The following is a 20406-nucleotide window of genomic DNA, read 5'->3' as shown; positions in this document are numbered from 1 at the left end:
GCGGTCAATCTCCATGGTCTTGCAATGCAGCCCTGAATTGCCCAACAAACTGCTGAACCAGAGCTGTTGGATTTTGCCGGCAGGCGAGAGCGACGGTGCTGTGGCAATCGGGGTCGGCCAAGGGCAGGAAATGGATGTCGGGTGGCGCGATGTCCTGCATCGACTCCGGCAGCAAGGCAACACCGAATCCGGCCTGGATCAATTGCAGTTGCGTGGTTTTGCGCGACACCACCCGAGCAGCCTTGGGGAAAAAGCCCTGGCGCATGCACAGCTCGGCGGACAGGTAACTCAGGCCGCCGCGCTGCGGATGAGGAATAGAGATGAAGGCCTGGTTTCTCAATTGCGCCAGATCGATGCCTTGAACGGACTTATCCACAGCCAGTCGATGATCAGGCGGAACCGCCAGCAGCAGGCGTTCGCTGTAGAGCGGAACAATCTGCACTCCTTCACGCTGAGACAACACTGGCAGGCGCAACAGCCCCACTTCGAGGCGACCCTCGGCCAATTCTGCCAGTTGCTGTTCGGAGGAGAGCTTGACGATGTCCATGGATACACCAGCGTTCTGATCCAGATAGACGCTGATGCCTCGCAGCAGACGACCGCTCAATGGCACTGTGCTGGAATGGCTGAGGCGCAAGGTACCGAGTTGACCAGCGCCCACTTGAGTGGCCATCGCGCTGGCCTTGGTCAGCTCGTTCAACAGGTTTCTGGCCCGAGGCAAGAAGGCTTCACCCGCCGCCGTCAGCCGAGGCTGGCGCGCGGTACGTTCGAACAATGGCGTTTGCAGCCGGGTTTCCATGTCCTTGATCTGCCGGCTCAGGGCTGACTGAGCAATAAACAGTCGTTCGGCCGCTGCGCTGAAACTGCCGCACTCGGCGATTTCCACGAAGTAACGCAATTGGCGGGTTGAAAGCACGAGGTATGCCTTTTCGAGATGGCTTGGCGACTTTGAATATATTAGTCGCAACGTTCGGCCCTGACTAAAGTCATCTCAGGCAAATTGAGGAAGTTGAACCGATGAGTTTCGTTGCACTGCTACAACAATGGCCATTCGGCACAGTGGACTGGCTGGTGATCGGGCTGGGCATCAGCCTGGCGTACATCGTCTTCGGCGTCGCCGGTTTCGGTACGGCGCTGGTGGCCGGGCCGATCCTGATTCTGTTCATGCCATTGTCGAAGATTGTGCCGCTGCTGGTGCTACTGGATTTTATCGCGGCATTCGGCAATCTGCTGCCGTCGCGGCGCGATGTCGCCAGGCCCGAGTTGTTGCGCTTGCTGCCGTGCATGGCGGTGGGGTGCACGTTGGGAGTGATCTTCCTGCTGAACCTCAAATCGAACCTGTTGCTGCTATTGATGGGGCTGTTTATCAGCGCGTATGCGATTTACAGCTTGTGGGGGACAGCCCGGCCGACACAATTGGCTGCCGCGTGGGCGATCCCGATGGGCACGGTGGGCGGAATGTTCGGGGCGTTGTTTGGCAGTGGCGGCTTTTTATATGCAATTTATCTGAACAGCCGCTTGCCCAAGGATGAGGCCCGCGCCACGCAAAGTGCGTTGATCAGTTGCAGTACGGTGGTGCGCTTGAGCCTGTTCGCGATCGCCGGGGTCTATGCCGAGCTACCCTTGTTGGTACTGGCGGTATGTTTGTTGCCGGCAATGGCGCTGGGGCTGTGGACCGGTCGACGGTTGACCATGAAGTTGTCCCGCGAGGCCTTTGTGCGGCTGGTGACCTGGCTGGTGCTGGCCAGTGGCATTGCCTTGATCGGTCGCTATATCAGTACTTGACCGGATTTCGTCAGGGATTAAGCTGCCGCGCCTCATATCGCTATCGCGGGCGAGCCTTGCTCCTACAGATTGATGTCAGGCCACAATAATGTGATCGACACATAACCTGTAGGTGCAAGGCTTGCCCGCGATGACGCCAGGCCGGTTACTGCCGATCTCTCATTGAACGCTTCAGGGCTGCACCCATGAACTCGCAAAGCATTATCGTCCCGAAAATCTCCACACTGCCGGTGCACGAACCTCGGGCGCGGGCGATTGTGCGGTGGCTGGTGCGCAAGAACATCATTGAAGAACAACTCACCACCTGCGGTCGTACCGGCAATCGCATGGCCCACGCCATTGCACCGGGTGCGCGGGCGGTGGTGTTGCATCCCGAAGCGCTGCCGTTTGGCGAGCCGATCAATGGGCTGGAAATCATCACCAAGCGCTGCATCTATACACCGGCCAAGGGCTTTCTCGAAGAAGCCGGTTGTGCCGAATGCCGCAAGGAGATTGGCGAAGCGCTGTTCGAAAGCCTGGAAGACTGGATGCCGGGGCGCACCGACAACTTCATCTGCCCGGAATGCGGGCATGAAGACGACATCAACGGCTTTCTGTTCCTGCAGGAATGCGGCTTTTCGAACCTGGGCTTTATCTTCAATAACTGGGCCGAGGCCGGGTTCAAGCAGAGCTTCATCGACGAGTTCGCCGAATGGCTGGACCTGCCGGTGAGTTGGGTCAAGGTGGAACTGTAAGGCGCCGCCGTCCCTGTAGCAGTCGCCTGCGGCAACTGCTACAGGGACCGCGTCAGGCCAAAATAAGCCCATCCGATAATAGGCTGAGTTTTACATTGAGCCGGCGGGGGTGTCTGAGTATAATGGCGCGCTTCCATTTTCCCGCTCGGGAGCCCCCGCGATGCTGCGTATCAGCCAAGAAGCTCTGACCTTCGACGACATTCTTTTAGTGCCCGGTTATTCCGAGGTGCTTCCTAACGAAGTCAGTCTCAAAACCCGCCTTACCCGTGGCATCGAGCTGAATATTCCACTGGTTTCCGCTGCCATGGACACCGTCACTGAAGCCCGTCTGGCAATTGCCATGGCTCAGGAAGGTGGCATCGGCATCATCCACAAGAACATGACCATCGAGCAGCAAGCTGCCGAAGTGCGCAAGGTCAAGCGGTACGAGGCCGGCGTGGTCAAGGACCCGATCACCATCGAGGCTGACGCCACGGTTCGTGAGCTGTTCGAACTGACCCGCATGCACAACATCTCCGGCGTTCCGGTACTGCACGATGGCGACCTGGTCGGCATCGTCACTTCCCGTGACGTGCGCTTCGAGAACCGTCTGGACGCCACTGTCCGTGAAGTGATGACGCCTAAAGAGCGTCTGGTCACGGTCAAGGAAGGCGCCAACAAGAACGACGTTCGCGAGTTGTTGCACAAACACCGTATCGAGCGCGTGCTGATCGTCGACGATAAATTTGCCCTCAAAGGCATGATGACCGTCAACGACATCGAAAAAGCCAAGGCCTACCCACTGGCCAGCAAGGACGACCAGGGTCGTCTGCGCGTGGGCGCTGCGGTCGGTACCGGTAAAGACACCGGCGATCGCGTCGCGGCACTGGTGTCTGCCGGCGTTGACGTGGTGGTGGTCGACACTGCCCACGGTCACTCCAAAGGCGTGATCGACCGTGTTCGCTGGGTCAAACAGAATTTCCCTGAAGTCCAGGTGATCGGCGGCAACATCGCCACCGGCGCTGCTGCCAAGGCGCTGGCCGAAGCGGGCGCGGACGCGGTCAAGGTCGGTATCGGCCCTGGCTCGATCTGCACCACCCGTATCGTTGCCGGTGTCGGCGTGCCGCAAATCAGCGCCATCGCCAACGTCGCCGCTGCCCTTGAAGGCACTGGCGTTCCGTTGATCGCCGACGGCGGTATCCGTTTCTCCGGTGACCTGTCCAAGGCCATCGTTGCCGGTGCTTCCTGCGTGATGATGGGCTCGATGTTCGCCGGTACTGAAGAGGCGCCAGGCGAGATCGAACTGTTCCAGGGCCGTTCGTACAAGGCTTACCGTGGCATGGGTTCGCTGGGCGCCATGTCCCAGGCTCAAGGCTCTTCGGATCGTTACTTCCAGGACTCCTCGGCAGGCGCCGAGAAACTGGTTCCGGAAGGCATCGAAGGGCGTGTTCCGTACAAGGGCACCCTGAGCGCCATCATCCATCAACTGATGGGCGGCCTGCGTTCTTCCATGGGCTACACCGGTAGCGCCGACATCGAAGAGATGCGCACCAAGCCTGAGTTCGTGCGGATCACCGGCGCTGGCATGGCCGAGTCGCACGTCCACGACGTACAGATCACCAAAGAAGCGCCAAACTACCGCGTAGGTTGAGCCTTCAAGCAAATCGTTAAGCAACCGGGGCTGTTCTATTCAGCCCCGAGTTGTTTCTGAATCACGACTGTTTTTGAATTACTTAGACGAGACTGAATCATGGCCCTCGACATTCACGCTCACCGCATCCTGATCCTCGACTTCGGTTCCCAGTACACCCAACTGATCGCCCGTCGCGTGCGTGAAATCGGTGTTTACTGCGAACTGCACCCGTTCGACATGGATGAAGACGCGATTCGCGAATTCGCTCCAAAAGGCGTCATTCTCGCCGGCGGCCCCGAGTCCGTGCACGTAGCTGACAGTCCGCGCTGCCCGCAAGCCGTATTTGACCTGGGCGTCCCGGTCTTCGGGATCTGTTACGGCATGCAGACCATGGCTGAACAGCTGGGTGGCAAGGTTGAAGGTTCCGAGCTGCGTGAGTTCGGTTACGCCCGTGTCGACGTGGTCGGCAAGAGCCGCCTGCTGGACGGCATCGAAGACCACATCGACGCTGATGGCCTGTTCGGCCTCGACGTATGGATGAGCCACGGTGACAAGGTCACCAAGATGCCGCAGGACTTCCACATCCTGGCCAGTACTCCGAGCTGCCCGATTGCCGGCATGTTCGACGATGCTCGCGGCTACTACGGCGTGCAGTTCCACCCGGAAGTGACCCACACCAAGCAGGGCGGTCGCATCCTCTCGCGCTTCATCCTCGACATCTGCGGCTGCGAAGCCCTGTGGACGCCTTCGAAGATTGCTGAAGACGCCATCGCTCAGGTCCGCGCTCAGGTCGGCACCGACAACGTACTGCTCGGCCTGTCCGGCGGCGTTGACTCCTCGGTAGTTGCCGCGCTGCTGCACAAAGCCATCGGCGACCAACTGACCTGCGTCTTCGTCGACAACGGCCTGCTGCGTCTGCACGAAGGCGAGCAAGTGATGGCCATGTTCGCCGAAAACATGGGCGTCAAGGTGATCCGCGCCAACGCCGAAGACCAGTTCCTGAACAACCTGGCTGGCGAAAGCGACCCTGAGAAGAAGCGCAAGATCATCGGCCGTACCTTCATCGACGTGTTCGATGCCCAGTCCAACAAACTGGACAACATCAAGTACCTCGCCCAAGGCACCATCTACCCGGACGTGATCGAGTCGGCTGGCGCGAAAAGCGGCAAGGCGCACGTGATCAAGTCGCACCACAACGTGGGCGGCCTGCCGGAAGAAATGAACCTCAAGCTGGTTGAACCGCTGCGTGAGCTGTTCAAGGACGAAGTCCGTCGTCTGGGCCTGGAGCTGGGCCTGCCGTACGACATGGTCTACCGTCACCCGTTCCCGGGCCCGGGCCTGGGCGTGCGGATCCTCGGTGAAGTGAAGAAGGAATACGCCGACCTGCTGCGTCGCGCCGACCACATCTTCATCGAAGAACTGCGCAAGGCCGACTGGTACCACAAGGTCAGCCAGGCATTCGTAGTGTTCCAGCCGGTGAAATCGGTTGGCGTGGTCGGCGACGGCCGTCGTTACGCCTGGGTTGTCGCCCTGCGTGCGGTAGAAACCATCGACTTCATGACCGCACGTTGGGCACACCTGCCTTACGAGCTGCTGGAAACCGTCAGCGGCCGGATCATCAATGAAATCGAAGGCATCTCCCGCGTTACTTATGACGTGTCGAGCAAGCCGCCAGCGACGATTGAGTGGGAGTGAGTTGAACAACAAGGGCGCCGTAAGGCGCCCTTGTTGCATCTGCAGGAAACGTTTACATCTGTGTGTCCTGCGTACTGACCGGAAGCTGGTGCTTGGACGAAAAATGATGCCAAAATAGTGGCAATTATGCCGGATCACTGAATTCGGGTTCCGACAACATGGATGTGGACAGGCTTTGAACGAGCCTGCGTAAGGGATATATGGTTTCTATTTACGTCAACGGTAAAGACAGCGCCGAGCAGATCAGTGACTGGACGATGAAGAGTGACGGCCACGGTGAATTCGTGCTGACTTGTCGCGATCTATCGGGTGAGCGCGTTCCTTATTCGCTCGGGGACTGCGAAGTCGTTCCGACCCGAGAGCTGAAAGACCAGCTTCTGCGCAAAAAAGGCAGCTCAGTAACAAGTCCCATTGAGAAAGCTGCGATCTACGGCGAGAAATATGCCGTCGTACAGTATTCGGGAAGCACGGCACGTTACCTGTTCAAGATGGACACTATTGAGCTTGTCACCCCAACAAAGATGAAGGATGAGCCGACCTACAACTATTTCCTTTCCGTCGCTAATAGTCGGGTCGAACAGGCCGTGAAACCTGCAGACAAGGTGATCGCCGAAAATGTGCTGCGCCAGCTAAGCGCAATACCTTCATGTGCGGATACTGCATTGCACGCCTACTGCACCGGGAAGAACGCACAGCAGGAACAAACCGGTCATTTCATCTTTCCTTTTGGTATCAATGAAAGTCAGCTTCAGGCCGTCGAGCAGGCCTTCACCTCGCAGATCAGTCTGATCGAAGGGCCACCCGGCACCGGCAAGACCCAGACCATTTTGAATATCGTCGCCAACATCCTGTTGCGTGGAAAAAACGTGGCGGTGGTGTCCAACAACAATTCGGCCGTTGCGAATGTCTGCGAAAAACTGGGTAAATCCGGGCTGGATTATCTTGTTGCCAGTTTGGGCAGCACCGAGAACCGTGAGGCATTCTTCGCCAATCCGCGTCCTCGACCTTCGGCGGTTCCCGAAGCCGCTCCTTCAATGGAGCGTATTCAGGTCGTCTTGCAACAGCTCAAGGGTTTTCTGAGTGCCCGCAACGCGGTGGCGCAACTGCAGATTGAAATCGATGAGCTTGAGGTGGAGCGGCGCTATCTGCAGCAATGGCAGCAGGACAACGGCGTACAAATACCTGCCTTGGACAAGTACAAGCTCTCCCCGCAAAAGTCCGCTGATTTGATGGCTTACCTGACACATATGGCTGGTGGCCGCGTCAGGATCAGGGACAGAATCGAGATGCTGTTCAATTTCCGAATTTTGCGCATGAAACCATTTGATAATTGGGAAAAGCGCAAATCGACCTTCTATGCCCTGCAGCTTCATTACTACGACAAGGTTTTGCAGGAAAAGCAGGTGGCATTGACCAGCCATCAGCAAGCGTTACGACTTGGCAGTTACCAAGTGCTGCTGGAAGAGCTGACGAGCGCTTCGATGAAGTACCTCAAGCAGCACCTGCATCAGCATGTGCCGAACCCTGAACCCTTCGATGCCAAGACTTACAAACGCAAGTTGGGTGGGTTCCTGAAACGCTATCCGATCATTTCCAGTAGCACACACTCGATCATCAATTCGCTCGAAAGCGGCGCGATGCTCGACTACGTCATCATCGACGAGGCCTCGCAACAGGACATCGTTCCGGGAATATTGGCACTTGGTTGCGCAAAGAACCTGATCATCGTGGGCGATAGAAAACAGTTGGCGCATATTCCGGCAAAGTTGGGTATGGCAGCGCCCAAGGATCACTATGATTGCGAGAAGCACAGCCTGCTCGATTCGTGCGTCAGTGTGTTCAATGGTTCGATCCCGACGACGTTGCTCAAAGAGCACTATCGTTGTCACCCGCGAATCATTCAGTTCTGCAATCAGCAGTTCTATGACAACCAACTGGTTCCGATGACCAAAGACAGCGGTGAAAAGCCGTTGTCGCTGCTGGTCACTGCCAAGGGCAACCATACGCGAAAGACCACCAACCTTCGCGAGCTGGATTCGTTGCTGGCGATACTTGAAGGAGAGGGCGAAAGTGCCTGGGAGGGTGAGGACGGCCGGGGCTTCATCGCGCCTTTCAGGGCTCAAGCGACGCTTTCGGGAACGGTTTTGCCGGCTGACTTCGTCAATGACACCGTGCACAAGTTCCAGGGGCGTGAGTGCGACGAAATCGTCTTTTCAACAGTGTTGGACAAAAAGAGCACTACCCCAAAATTCCTGACTTTCGTGGATGATCCACGCATGGTCAATGTGGCGGTATCCCGCGCCAAGCATCGCTTCACCCTGGTCACGGGAGACGACGTCTTCACGAAGAACAACGGGCACATCGCGGCGCTGGTTCGCTACATCGAATATTACGCGGAAGACAGGCAACTGCACCGTGCTCCAGTGATCTCGGCCTTCGACCTACTCTATAAGGAATACGACCAATCGCTCGAACGGCTCAACGCCAGGTTACGACGGGATGAATCCCGATACAGATCCGAGCAGATCGTGGCGCAGATACTGCGTGAGGCGCTGGATCAGGATGCGTGCCGGGGGATCACGTTTCACTCCCAGATCGCGCTGATTCAGTTGGTCTCGACAACCTGCGCGGGCCTGACGACGCGGGAGCTGGAATTCATGAGAAACCACGCCAGTTGCGATTTCGTGCTCTATTACAAAGTAGGAAAAAAGCCGCTGGGCGTGATAGAGGTCGATGGGGGCGAACATGACAAGCCGGAACAGGCGGAACGGGATGCCTTGAAAGACAGCATCCTGCGCAAGTGTGATATCCCCTTGTTGCGTTTGCGAACTGTCGAGAGCCGCATTGAGGAGCGGGTGGCCGCATTTCTGTCGCAGTGGGCAAGCAACGTTTCGAATTAAACCGTGGGTGCAATTTGAACCACAGGGGCGCCGTGAGGCGCCTTTTGCGTATCAGGTGCCCGCCACCTGGACCTGTTTGAGCCCAATGTGCCTCAATGCCGTCGAGAACTCCACAATGCTGGGGTAGCGTCGGCCGCTGATGGACGGCCATTTGGGTCGATCAACGTAGAACGAGCCATGGTCGCGCTGGATCGGTGTGCGAACGATAGAGCCGTCGCTGCTGCGATGAATGAGCGTGGCCCGTTTATCGATATTCATCACTGTGTAATCACCTGTATTGCGCAGACCTTTTTCCAGATTTTCGGCCAGCGCAACACTGGGCGGTGTATCCAGTTGCAGGCGCAGATCACCTTTGACGCTGGCCAGCGGCCGGCCGAAGTTATCGGTTGGAATACGCCCCGGGTCCACTTCGATGCCTCTCGCCGTACCGGCATCGGTGCTTTCTATGCGCAAACTGATGCCTCCCTCCAGTTCGCTGACACCCGGCACGCCTTCCCATGTGCTGGCGTGACTGTCTCCCATCAATGCAACCCAGCGATGAGCACCTCGGGCAGCCTGATCGGCGCTGATCACCTCATGGGCAAAAAAATTCATCATCCGCTGGCGAAAGTTACTTTCGACACCGGTCATCCCCGTGCTTCTGTAGCTGGCCATGCAATCGATGGCCTGGATCCGGATATGGCTTTTGCGGGCGGCCTTGACCACTTCCAGAAACGTGAACTGACCACTGGGGTCGGTGCCGTGCCCTCGATCCTGAGCTCTCAGGTAGCTCTCGAGATCTTCGGACAAGGTGCCCGTCCGGTTGAAGATGTCCAGGTCGGCCTGATGGAAGTCGCTCAGCAAATGCTCCATGTAGAGCGTCTTGACCTTTTGTTTGCTCAGCACCTCCATGTTTTCGATCAGGAACTGTTTGCTGGCAACGCTTGAATGGCTCTCACCGACCACCAGCCCCGATATCAGGCGATACAGTTTCTTGATGATGTCCTTGCTGGGCAGGTGGGCTGGCAGGGAAGGAATCTCGGGCCTGGCTGGCAGAGTGTTTGATTCGAAGAGAGCCGTAGCGTCCCGGTACAGGGTTTGCCGCATGGCCTTGAAGTCGGCAACCGGATTGCTACCGTCAGGCTTGGGCAGGCTGGCGGTGTAGTCTTTGAGGTCGTATTTGCTTCCGCCCCCTCGGGCGAGGTCTTTGAGCTGTGCGCGCGAGGCTTGCGGCATATCGTATGCGCTGGGCGGGCTGTCGATGTCCGGCAGCGGCGTGCTATCACGGCCCCACGGCCATAACCCATCGAATTTGCCACCGCCGAACAGGCCCGGACGGTTGATGGGTTGCCATTCTCCAGCCGCATCCAGGCGAACGGGCAGGCTGCGATAAAACGAGTAGGGGTTGGCCGGGTCAATGATGACCCAGGTTTTCAATGCCTCGACGTAGCGTACAAGGTAATAGCTGTCGTTGATCAGTACATAGTTGCCGCCGCTTGGCGGCTGATAGATACCGGCGAACTTGCCTTCCTCGCTGATGGGCGACAAGCCATCCAGCACTTCATTGGTTTCGAAGGATGAGAGCAGCTCCGCGCCTTGCTCCGCGTAGGCCGGGCCGGGGGCGAATCGGGCAATGGGGGGTATGCCTGAAGGGGTGGTTGGTGCTTCATCGACAGGTTCGGTGACGCTGTCCTGTGGACTGAAGGTTTCGCTGGCTTCACCTACTTCGGCAAGCTCCGTTGCTCCACGCAGGAAAGGCAGGTTGAACAGGGTTTCGATACCGCTGGAGATGGCGCCAACGACTCCCGCCTTGCGCTCGGCCTTGGTACTGCCGTTGATCGCCTGATCAATGTTCAACCCCATATCGGCAATGCCGGCGCCAACGGCAGCCAGTGCCACCGGCCAGCCAAGACCGGCCATTGAGCCGAAGAGGTGAACAAACGCGTTCAGATAGCCAATCCACAGCTTTTTTCGCAGTTGTCCGTTGGAATGCAGGGACAAGTCCGCATCGCTGTACATGCGAGCCTTCACCGAGTCTCGCAACCAGCTGAACACATCGCCGGTGATCGGCTCGGCGTTTTGATTGATCAGGTGATGGTCGTAGGCGCCCCATGTGGTGTAGAGCAGGTCGATCGTGGCGTTCAGACCGATTTTGCCGTTGTCCTGCTGTTGGGCGGACAACGGGAAATGGCTCATGAATCGCGCCCGGTTTTCCGCAAAGTTGTTTTGCAGCAGTAGCCACCAATGGAAATCGAGCAGGGTGGTGAAGATGTGAAATGTTTGGGTTTCACCCGGTGTGTAAAGAATGTTCACGCCGTTGCGGTCGGTGATGCAGAGGATGTCGGTGGCCTGATAACCCCCGATATCCAGGGCACACACGCGTAACCCGTCCACAGGGTGTGCCTGCGTTTGCAGCATGTCGAGGCTGACCGGCCAGGAGACATTGCCGGCCACGGCTTTGATCACGGTCTTGAGGTTTTCGTTGTTCAGCCGAGCCCCATCGTGTTCGTCGAGTGCCTGCACCAGGAAATTGAGTTTGGCCAGGGTACGAAAGTCGTCCGAATGGAGTGGCCAGAAACGCTCCATTTTTTCTCGGTAGGACTGGCTGAAGTTGAGGGCCCAGAAGTCTTTCAGGACGTCCCTGGGGTACATCCGCACTTCGTTGGTTTCGTTGAAAATGGAGGCGTGGGGGCCTTCGTTATAGAAGCCGCCGTCGCCGTCCGGCATGCCAGGGTCTTCCTGATCGCTGAGGCGGAATCGCTGGACGACCAGCTGCGGCAAGGTCAACGACTCACTGGGTTTCGGATAACGCTCCCAGCCCAGAAAAGTCTTGGGGCTGCTGACCGATACGTTATCGAAACGGTGCCACCAGACCTTGTCCGGGTCGATGCCTTTGATTCCGTGTTTGGCGAGTATGCCCTTTGCAACTTCGTGGGCCATCGCATGCATGTCGGGGCAGGCCTCGGTAAAGGGCACTACCAGTGCTTTTAGAGATCGTTCGTCGGCTGGGTTCGGGAGGGGGGACGGGGAAATTGATTCAGGCGTGTGCACTTCTCGCTCCTTGAGAAATGGGGGTAAGAGACGAGGAACTATGACAACCAGACCCGTTTGAATCTGTAGGAGCGGGAGCTATCGGGTTTTGGTCTTGATCGACGAACCCTGTAGGAAAAGAGTGTCTTCGAACTTCGCTGCAGGCGCCGAGTCAGCGCCGCGCCACGTCCGAAAAGTAGAACTTGTCCAGGGTATGCCGTGATTCGGTGTACTCGAACTGCCGGCCATCCTGCAAAAAGGTCTGGTTGCTGACCACGATCACATGGCTCTGGCCGTCGAGGTCCAGGTGCTGCTGGTCATCCTTGCTCCGCGGCATCGCTTCAATGGTGCGTTGGGCGTAGGCGATTTGCAGTTGCAGGGTCTGCTCGATGAAGGCGTAGATCGAGTGCTCGGCGATCTCGCGGTTCAGCCCCGGAATGAGCTCGGCGACGAAGTGGTTGATGTCGAGGATGACCCTTTTGCCATCGATTCGCCGTACGCGCTTGATCCGCGTGATCAGGCTGCCTTCTTCGGCTTTCAGGTGTTCGAGCAAGGCGCCTTGCAGGGGGATCTGCTCGAACTCCACGACCTCGGTGCTGACGTCGTTGCCCAGCCTTGGATAGGTTTCCTGAAAACTGACGATGCCGCCGAGCTGGAATTCGATCGGGTTGGTCGACAGTACGAACGTGCCTTTACCGTGGATTTTCTGGGCGAAGCCGCGCTCCTGAAGCAGTTCGATAGCCTTGCGCACGGTGCCGCGACTGGCCTGGTAGCTGTCCATCAATTCGGTTTCGGAAGGCAACCGGGCGCCGCGTTCCAGACGTTCGGTGGTGATGCTGGCAAGCAGATCGCTGTAGATCTGGTTGTATTTGCTCATGGTATTGGCTGCGTTGTGCTCAAGGCAGGAACCTTAAGGGCAGAGGTGGGGTTTGTCCATTTAGCGTTGAAATCCTCACCTGTGGGAAATAGGGCCGCTGGTCGGCTTGTGAGTAAACAAATTGAAACTCGTCTGTACGAGTTATTGCAATAACTCGTACAGACGAGTACTTTTCGCTTCGGCATGCTGCCAACAACAAAAAAACACAGTGGATGAAAAAGCATGAGCCACGATTACCCGACTATCGCCAGCGAGCTGCTTCATAGCCTCGGTGGTGCTGACAACCTCGAACAGGCCGCGCATTGCGTTACGCGTTTGCGCCTGGCCCTCAAAGACCCGCAGCGGGTCGACAGTGCGACGCTGAACCAGATCGACCTGGTCAAAGGTTCGTTTTTCACCGGTGGCCTGTTCCAGGTGGTCATCGGTCCCGGCGAGGTCGAGAAGGTCTATGCCGCGCTACGCCAACAGACCGGCCTTGCCGCGTCGACCATCGCCGATGTGAAACAAAAGGGCGCCGACAAGACCAATGCCATGCAGCGTCTGGTGCGGGTGTTCTCCGATGTGTTCATGCCGATTCTGCCGGCGCTGATCATTGCCGGCCTGTTGATGGGCGTGAACAACCTGATCGGCGCCAAAGGCATGTTCATTGCCGGCAAGACCCTGCTTGAGGCCTACCCGACGCTGGACGGTGTCTGGAGCCTGATCAATCTGATGGCCAACACCTCGTTCGTGTTCCTCCCGGCGCTGGTCGGCTGGTCGGCGGCCAAGCGTTTTGGCGGCAGTGAAATCCTCGGCATCGTGCTCGGCCTGATGCTGGTTCACCCGGACCTGCTGAACGCCTGGAACTACGGCAAGGCGGTGGCCGGGCTGGACGGCCAGAGCCTGCCGTACTTCGATATTTTTGGCTGGTTCAAGATCGAGAAGGTCGGCTATCAGGGCCAGATCCTGCCGATCCTGATGGCCGCCTACGTCATGAGCGTCATCGAAAAATGGCTGCGGGCACGCGTGCCGAATGCCATTCAACTGTTGGTGGTGCCGATTACCACCATCGTCGTGACCGGGGTGTTGGCGCTGGCCGTGATCGGTCCGGTGACCCGGCACCTGGGGATTCTGATTACCGAAGGCGTGGTGACCTTGTTCGACCTGGCGCCGATGGTTGGCGGGGCTATTTTCGGTCTGCTCTATGCACCGTTGGTGATCACCGGCATGCACCACATGTTCCTCGCGGTGGACCTGCAACTGATCTCGACCCAGGGCGGCACGTTCATCTGGCCGATGATCGTCATGTCCAACCTTGCACAAGGCAGCGCGGCACTCGGGGTGTTCTACATGACCCGTAGCGCACGGGACAAAAGCATGGCTTCGACCTCGGCGATTTCCGCCTATTTCGGCATCACTGAACCGGCGATGTTCGGCGTCAACCTGCGCTACAAGTTTCCGTTCTACGCGGCGCTGAGCGGCTCGGCGCTGGGCTGCATGTTCCTGTCGCTGAACAAGATTCAGGCCTCGGCGATCGGTGTCGGCGGCTTGCCCGGTTTCATCTCGATCATCCCGCAGTTCATTCCGATGTTCATTGTCGGGATGGTCATCGCCATGGTCGTGCCGTTCGTGTTGACCTGTGGCATGAGCATGAAAATCGTTCGAGCGGGATATCGAGTGGCTTAACAGGCTGAGCACACCTGTGGCGAGGGAGCTTGCTCCCGTTCGGCTGCGAAGCAGTCGTAAAACCGGCGGATGCGGTGTGCTTGGCTAAATGCATTTACACGTTTTTGGGGCCGCTTCGCGGCCCAGCGGGAGCAAGCTCCCTCGCCACAAAAGAACAATGCTCAGCGCATAAATTCATTGAAGGAATCCGCCATGCAAGACTGGCAGCGTTCGGTGATCTACCAGATCTACCCGAAGAGTTTTCACAGCCACGCCGGCAACCCCACGGGCGATTTGCTCGGGGTGGTGGCCAAGCTTGATTACCTGCAATGGCTGGGTGTCGACTGCCTGTGGATCACCCCGTTCCTGCGGTCGCCGCAACGCGACAACGGCTACGACATCAGCGACTACTACGCCATCGACCCGAGCTACGGGACCATGGCCGACTGCGAGTTGCTGATTGCCGAGGCGGGCAAGCGCGGGATCAAGCTGATGCTCGATATCGTGGTCAACCACACCTCCATCGAGCACAGCTGGTTTCAGCAAGCGCGCAGCAGCCTCGATAACCCGTACCGTGACTTCTACATCTGGCGCGACCAGCCGAACAACTGGGAGTCCAAGTTCGGCGGCTCGGCCTGGGAATACGAGGCGCAAACCGGGCAGTACTTTTTGCACCTGTTCGATCACACCCAGGCCGACCTCAACTGGGACAACCCGCAGGTTCGTGCTGAAGTCTTCAAGCTGATGCGCTTCTGGCGTGACAAAGGCGTGGGCGGTTTCCGTCTGGACGTGATCAACCTGATCTCCAAACCGGCAGACTTCCCCGAAGACCACACCGATGGCCGACGCTTCTACACCGACGGCCCGAACGTGCACGAGTACTTGCAGGAAATGCACCGCGAAGTCTTCGAAGGTCATGACCTGATCAACGTCGGCGAGATGTCTTCCACCAGCCTTGAGCACTGCATCCGCTATTCGCGGCCGGACTCCAAAGAGCTGTCGATGACCTTCAACTTTCATCACCTGAAAGTCGATTACCCCAATATGCAGAAATGGGTTCGTGCCGATTTCGACTTCCTTGAACTCAAGCGCATCCTTTCTGACTGGCAAACCGGGATGCAGGCCGGTGGCGGCTGGAATGCGCTGTTCTGGTGTAACCACGATCAGCCACGTGTGGTGTCGCGTTTCGGCGATGACGGCGAACACCGCGTGGTCTCGGCGAAGATGCTCGGCACTGCGCTGCACTTTCTGCAGGGCACGCCGTTCATCTATCAGGGTGAAGAGTTGGGCATGACCAACCCGGGCTTCGAGCGCATCGAGCAGTACCGGGATGTCGAAACCCTGAACATCTATCGCCTCAAGCGCGAGGCGGGCGAGTCCGAGGCCTCGAGCATGGCCGCGATCATGCAGAAATCCCGCGACAACAGTCGCACTCCCATGCAGTGGAGCGCGTTACCCAATGCCGGTTTCAGCAGCAGCGAGCCGTGGATCGGCGTGCCGGCCAACGCCACGCAGATCAACGTCGAAAACCAGCTCGACGACACGACTTCGGTGCTGCACCACTATCGCCAGCTGATTGCCTTGCGCCGCAGCGAACCGCTGATCCAGGACGGCGTGTATCGCCAGCTCTTGCCCACGCACAAACAGGTCTGGGTGTACCTGCGTGAAGGCGACGGCGAGCGGTTGTTGGTGGTGAATAACTTCTATGGCACGGCGTGTGAAGTCGAGCTGCCGGAACGGGTGATCACCGACTGCATGTTGCAACGCCGGGTGATCAGCAACTACCCGGACTGTGAGGTGCGCAAGCAGCAGCTGTTCCTGCGGCCTTACGAGTCATTCGTTCTGCACCTGACCGACCACTAAACAACAGGCTTTTCAAACAACTCGCAGGGCACTGCGCGGGGGCTTTTTGCGCGCAGGTTTTGCCGGATGAGCACAATAAAAATAATGGGGTGGCTCTTGAAAACAACAATAAATCGTAGCCTTGCAGCATCGTGCGTGTGCCTGGTATTGCCGTTCTCGGCCCACGCTCTGGAGTTCGCCGGCTACCTGCGTAGCGGCGTCGGGAGCACGGTCAATGGCGGCTCGCAATCGTGCTTCAAACTGCCCGGCGCTGAGTCGAAGTACCGTCTGGGTAACGAGTGCGAACAGTACGCGGAGCTGGAATTGCGTCAGAACCTGCTGACCCTCGATGACGGCTCGGTGCTCAGCGTCGACGGCATGGCTTCGCTGTACAACCAGTACGACCGCAACCTGACGTTCCAGGGTGATAACGGCTCGGTACGAATGCCGCAGATGTATGCGCAATGGTCGAATTTACCTAGCCTCAATGGCGGTTCGCTGTGGGCCGGTCGGCGCTACTACAAACGAAACGACATCCACATTTCCGACTTCTACTACTGGAACCAGAGCGCCACCGGCGGCGGTATCGAGGACGTGAAGATTGGCGACCTGAAATACAGCTACGCGTTTTCGCGCAAGGACAACCTGTACCAGAAGGACTACGTTACTCGACACGACTTCAACGTCTCAGGCTTTGATACCAACCCCGGTGGCGAGCTGGAATTTGGCCTGAGCTACATCGACAAGCCCGACCGTCGTGACGCGCACGCAGGTTGGGCGATCACCGCTCAACATGTGCAAAAAGGCTTTTTCGGCGGCAAGAACAAACTGGCGCTGCAATACGGCGAAGGCCCCGGCACCGGGTTGGGCTACACCGGCGACGTGGGGCTGGATGACCGCAACAAGAGCTACCGCCTGGTGGAGTTCTTCGACTGGCAACTGACGCCGCGTTTTGGTGGTCAGGTCGAAGCGGTCTATCAAAAGGACATTCGCCCGGACGGTAACGGCCAGAACTGGATTTCCCTGGGCGTTCGTCCAGCGTATGCGATCACCGATCAATTCAAACTGGTGACTGAGCTGGGACACGATCAGGTCGAGGCTCCGGGCGGTACGCGCAAGCTGAGCAAGTTCACCTTTGCCCCGACCTGGTCGCCAAAAGGTCCGGGTTTCTGGGAACGTCCCGAGGTGCGTTTGTACTACACCTATGCCAGCTGGAACGAGGCGGCCAAGCGGGCAGCGAATGAACTGGCGCAAGGTTCGGCGTTATCCGATACCGGCGCATTCGGCACGGCACTGCATGGTGCGAACGTCGGATTGCAGGTCGAGTACTGGTGGAAATAAGCGATGCTGTCGGGGCTCGCGCTCCATCGGCACTTCAAAGAACAAAACCGCAGGTGAAGTCATGACCCTAACCCAACCCTTGCAATTGCTGGCGCCGCTGTCCGGGGTGCTGATGCCGCTTGATCACGTACCGGATCCGGTGTTCGCCAGCCGGGTGATCGGCGACGGCCTGTGCATCGATCCGACCTCGCAGGTCCTTTGCGCACCGTTGGCCGGCGTAGTCAGCAATCTTCAACACAGCGGCCATGCGATCAGCATCACCGATGACAGCGGTGTGCAGGTGTTACTGCACATTGGCCTGGACACCGTGAACCTGAAAGGCCAGGGGTTCAGCGCCTTGGTCGAGCAGGGCCAGCGTGTCGAGGCCGGGCAGCCGTTGATCGAGTTCGATGCCGACTATGTCGCCCTGCATGCCCGCAGCCTGTTGACCTTGATGCTGGTGGTCAGCGGCGAGCCCTTCAGTCTGCTGACACCGGACAGCGGTCTGGTGGCCTGTGCGCAGCCGGTGTTGCGCCTGAGCCTGGGCGATCCGCGTACCGTTGCTGCGCAGGAGGAGGGCGAAGCGCTGTTCTCCAAACCGGTCCACCTGCCTAACCCCAACGGTTTGCACGCACGGCCGGCGGCGGTCTTTGCGCAGGTGGCGAAAGGCTTTGCGGCGAGCATTTGCCTGCATAAGCAGCAGGACAGCGCCAACGCCAAGTCGCTGGTAGCGATCATGGCGTTGCAGACGGTGCATGGCGATGCGTTGCAGGTCAGTGCGGTGGGCGAAGATGCCGAATTGGCAATCAGCACACTGGCTCAATTGCTGGCGGATGGCTGCGGTGAGGCTGTGACTCCGGTGGCAGTGGTAGCACCAGTGGTTGAGGCGCAGGAGGTGTCGACGAAACTGCTGCGCGGTGTCTGTGCTTCAGCGGGTTCGGCCTTCGGCTACGTGGTGCAAGTCGCTGAACGTACCCTGGAAATGCCTGAGTTTGCCGCGGATCAACAGGTGGAGCGCGAGTCGCTGGAACGTGCGTTGATGCACGCGACGCAGGCGCTGCAACGCTTGCGTGACAACGCGGCCGGAGAGGCGCAGGCGGACATTTTCAAGGCGCATCAGGAACTGCTGGAAGACCCGAGCCTGCTGGAGCAAGCCCAGGCCCTGATCGCTGAGGGCAAGAGCGCGGCATTTGCCTGGAACAGCGCCACCGAAGCCACCGCTACGCTGTTCAAGTCGCTGGGCAGCACGTTGCTCGCTGAGCGCGCGTTGGACCTGATGGATGTCGGTCAGCGTGTGCTCAAGCTGATTCTCGGGGTGCCGGACGGTGTCTGGGAGTTGCCGGATCAGGCGATCTTGATTGCCGAACAACTGACGCCGTCGCAGACCGCTGCGCTGGATACCGGCAAAGTGTTGGGTTTCGCCACCGTCGGCGGAGGTGCCACCAGCCATGTGGCGATTCTCGCCCGGGCCCTGGGTTTGCCGGCCGTATGTGGTTTGCCGCTGCAAGTGCTGTCGCTGGCCAGTGGCACCCGAGTGCTGCTCGATGCCGACAAGGGCGAATTGCACCTGGACCCGGCAGTGTCGGTGATCGAGCAGTTGCATGCCAAACGCCAGCAGCAACGCCAGCGTCATCAACACGAGCTGGAACACGCTGCACGGGCCGCCGTCACCCGCGACGGTCATCACTTCGAAGTCACGGCCAATGTGGCTTCGCTGGCCGAAACCGAGCAGGCCATGAGCCTCGGGGCTGAAGGTATCGGCCTGTTGCGTTCGGAGTTTTTGTATCAGCAGCGCAGCGTGGCGCCGAGTCACGATGAACAGGCCGGCACCTACAGCGCCATCGCCCGCGCACTGGGCCCGCAGCGCAATCTGGTGGTGCGCACGCTGGACGTCGGCGGCGACAAACCCTTGGCCTACGTGCCAATGGACAGCGAGGCCAATCCGTTTCTGGGGATGCGCGGGATTCGCTTGTGCCTGGAGCGGCCGCAGCTGTTGCGCGAGCAATTCCGGGCGATTCTGAGCAGCGCCGGGCTGGCCCGTCTGCACATCATGTTGCCGATGGTCAGCCAGCTGTCGGAGCTGCGCCTGGCGCGGCTGATGCTTGAAGAAGAGGCGCTGGCGCTGGGGCTCACGGAGCTGCCGAAACTCGGCATCATGATCGAGGTCCCGGCAGCGGCGCTGATGGCGGACCTGTTTGCGCCCGAGGTGGATTTCTTTTCGATCGGCACCAACGACCTGACCCAGTACACCCTGGCCATGGACCGCGATCACCCGCGCCTGGCCAGTCAGGCCGACAGTTTTCACCCATCGGTGCTGCGCTTGATCGCCAGCACCGTGAAGGCCGCCCATGCCCATGGCAAGTGGGTCGGGGTGTGTGGCGCGCTGGCGTCGGAGACCTTGGCGGTGCCGCTATTGCTGGGGTTGGGCGTGGATGAGCTGTCGGTCAGCGTGCCGCTGATTCCGGCGATCAAGGCGGCGATTCGCGAGGTCGAGCTCAGCGACTGTCAGGTCATCGCGCATCAGGTGCTCGGGCTGGAAAGCGCCGAGCAGGTCCGCGAGGCCTTGAGTGTGCAGCAGCAGGCAATGGTCGAAACTTCACAGGTGTTGGAGAGCTGAACATGTTCGAGAAAATGCAACGGGCGTTTTGGAAGGCGTTGACCCCGGACCTGGTGGTGGATGAGCCGAAGGTGGCTGCTCATCCTGTCTCGGGCCTGGCAGCGAATGTTGTGGCCGCGCTGGGCGGGGCGAACAACTTCAAGTCGCAACAGCGGGTTGCCCTGACGCGGGTGCGAGTGGAGTTGAAGGATGCCGCGCTGCTGGACGCGACAGCCTTGCGTGCGGCGGGTGTACCGGGGGTGATGACATTGGCGGGTGGGGTGGTGCATCTAATCACAGGACTGGATGCGTAACCGAATCCTGTGGCGAGGGAGCTTGCTCCCGCTGGGGCGCGAAGCGGCCCTAAAACCTGAAATCGCATTCCGCCAGAC

Annotated in this window: 13 protein-coding genes; 10 read left to right on the top strand and 3 right to left on the bottom strand. The window is 58.9% G+C overall.

Features of this window, described 5'->3' with window-relative positions; translation table 11 throughout:
* Positions 1-4: 4 nt before the first annotated feature.
* Positions 5-916: a LysR family transcriptional regulator gene (locus AC1RJ3_RS11645; RefSeq protein ID WP_493079047.1), complete on the bottom strand. Its 912-nt coding sequence runs from the start codon at positions 914-916 to the stop codon at positions 5-7.
* Positions 917-1017: 101 nt separating this feature from the next.
* Between AC1RJ3_RS11645 and AC1RJ3_RS11640 the strand changes: the two genes are divergently transcribed.
* The 5 genes from AC1RJ3_RS11640 (at position 1018) to AC1RJ3_RS11620 (ending at position 8726) form a co-directional block, all read left to right on the top strand.
* On the top strand, positions 1018-1785 hold the full coding sequence (locus AC1RJ3_RS11640) for a sulfite exporter TauE/SafE family protein (protein WP_493079045.1): 768 nt from the start codon (positions 1018-1020) through the stop codon (positions 1783-1785).
* A gap of 185 nt (positions 1786-1970) precedes the next feature.
* Positions 1971-2519 (top strand): hypothetical protein, encoded by a 549-nt coding sequence (locus AC1RJ3_RS11635; RefSeq protein ID WP_019693449.1) that lies wholly within the window; start codon positions 1971-1973, stop codon positions 2517-2519.
* 160 nt (positions 2520-2679) lie between these two features.
* A complete protein-coding gene (guaB, locus tag AC1RJ3_RS11630) occupies positions 2680-4149 on the top strand; it encodes an IMP dehydrogenase (protein WP_054595816.1) in 1470 nt (489 codons plus the stop codon).
* 99 nt (positions 4150-4248) lie between these two features.
* A complete protein-coding gene (guaA, locus tag AC1RJ3_RS11625; RefSeq protein WP_054595817.1) occupies positions 4249-5826 on the top strand; it encodes a glutamine-hydrolyzing GMP synthase in 1578 nt (525 codons plus the stop codon).
* Between the two features lie 200 nt (positions 5827-6026).
* Complete coding sequence (locus tag AC1RJ3_RS11620) at positions 6027-8726, top strand: AAA domain-containing protein (protein ID WP_493079042.1); 2700 nt, start codon at positions 6027-6029, stop codon at positions 8724-8726.
* A gap of 51 nt (positions 8727-8777) precedes the next feature.
* On the opposite strand, the gene AC1RJ3_RS11615 is transcribed toward AC1RJ3_RS11620, so the two are convergent.
* Both AC1RJ3_RS11615 and treR read right to left on the bottom strand, forming a co-directional pair.
* A complete protein-coding gene (locus AC1RJ3_RS11615) occupies positions 8778-11681 on the bottom strand; it encodes a membrane-targeted effector domain-containing toxin (RefSeq protein ID WP_493079040.1) in 2904 nt (967 codons plus the stop codon).
* 226 nt (positions 11682-11907) lie between these two features.
* Positions 11908-12612: a trehalose operon repressor gene (treR, locus tag AC1RJ3_RS11610; RefSeq protein WP_054595821.1), complete on the bottom strand. Its 705-nt coding sequence runs from the start codon at positions 12610-12612 to the stop codon at positions 11908-11910.
* Positions 12613-12834: 222 nt separating this feature from the next.
* On the opposite strand from treR, the gene treP reads away from it, so the two are divergent.
* The 5 genes from treP to AC1RJ3_RS11585 all read left to right on the top strand — a co-directional run bounded on the left by treP (position 12835) and on the right by AC1RJ3_RS11585 (position 20328).
* Positions 12835-14277, top strand: coding sequence for a PTS system trehalose-specific EIIBC component (treP, locus tag AC1RJ3_RS11605; protein WP_493079037.1), 1443 nt, complete (start codon positions 12835-12837; stop codon positions 14275-14277).
* Between the two features lie 192 nt (positions 14278-14469).
* Complete coding sequence (treC, locus tag AC1RJ3_RS11600; RefSeq protein ID WP_103319279.1) at positions 14470-16119, top strand: alpha,alpha-phosphotrehalase; 1650 nt, start codon at positions 14470-14472, stop codon at positions 16117-16119.
* Positions 16120-16215: 96 nt separating this feature from the next.
* Positions 16216-17439 carry a maltoporin gene (locus AC1RJ3_RS11595; RefSeq protein WP_493079035.1) on the top strand — a complete coding sequence of 408 codons (1224 nt, stop codon included), beginning with the start codon at positions 16216-16218 and terminating at the stop codon, positions 17437-17439.
* A gap of 61 nt (positions 17440-17500) precedes the next feature.
* Positions 17501-20035 carry a phosphoenolpyruvate--protein phosphotransferase gene (gene ptsP / locus AC1RJ3_RS11590; RefSeq protein WP_493079033.1) on the top strand — a complete coding sequence of 845 codons (2535 nt, stop codon included), beginning with the start codon at positions 17501-17503 and terminating at the stop codon, positions 20033-20035.
* 2 nt (positions 20036-20037) lie between these two features.
* Positions 20038-20328: a PTS sugar transporter subunit IIB gene (locus AC1RJ3_RS11585; RefSeq protein ID WP_493079031.1), complete on the top strand. Its 291-nt coding sequence runs from the start codon at positions 20038-20040 to the stop codon at positions 20326-20328.
* The last annotated feature ends 78 nt before the right edge of the window (positions 20329-20406 follow it).

It is taken from the genome of Pseudomonas sp. GW822-FHT04C11, from assembly GCF_058800905.1.
This window is presented reverse-complemented; position numbering and strand designations above follow the sequence as displayed.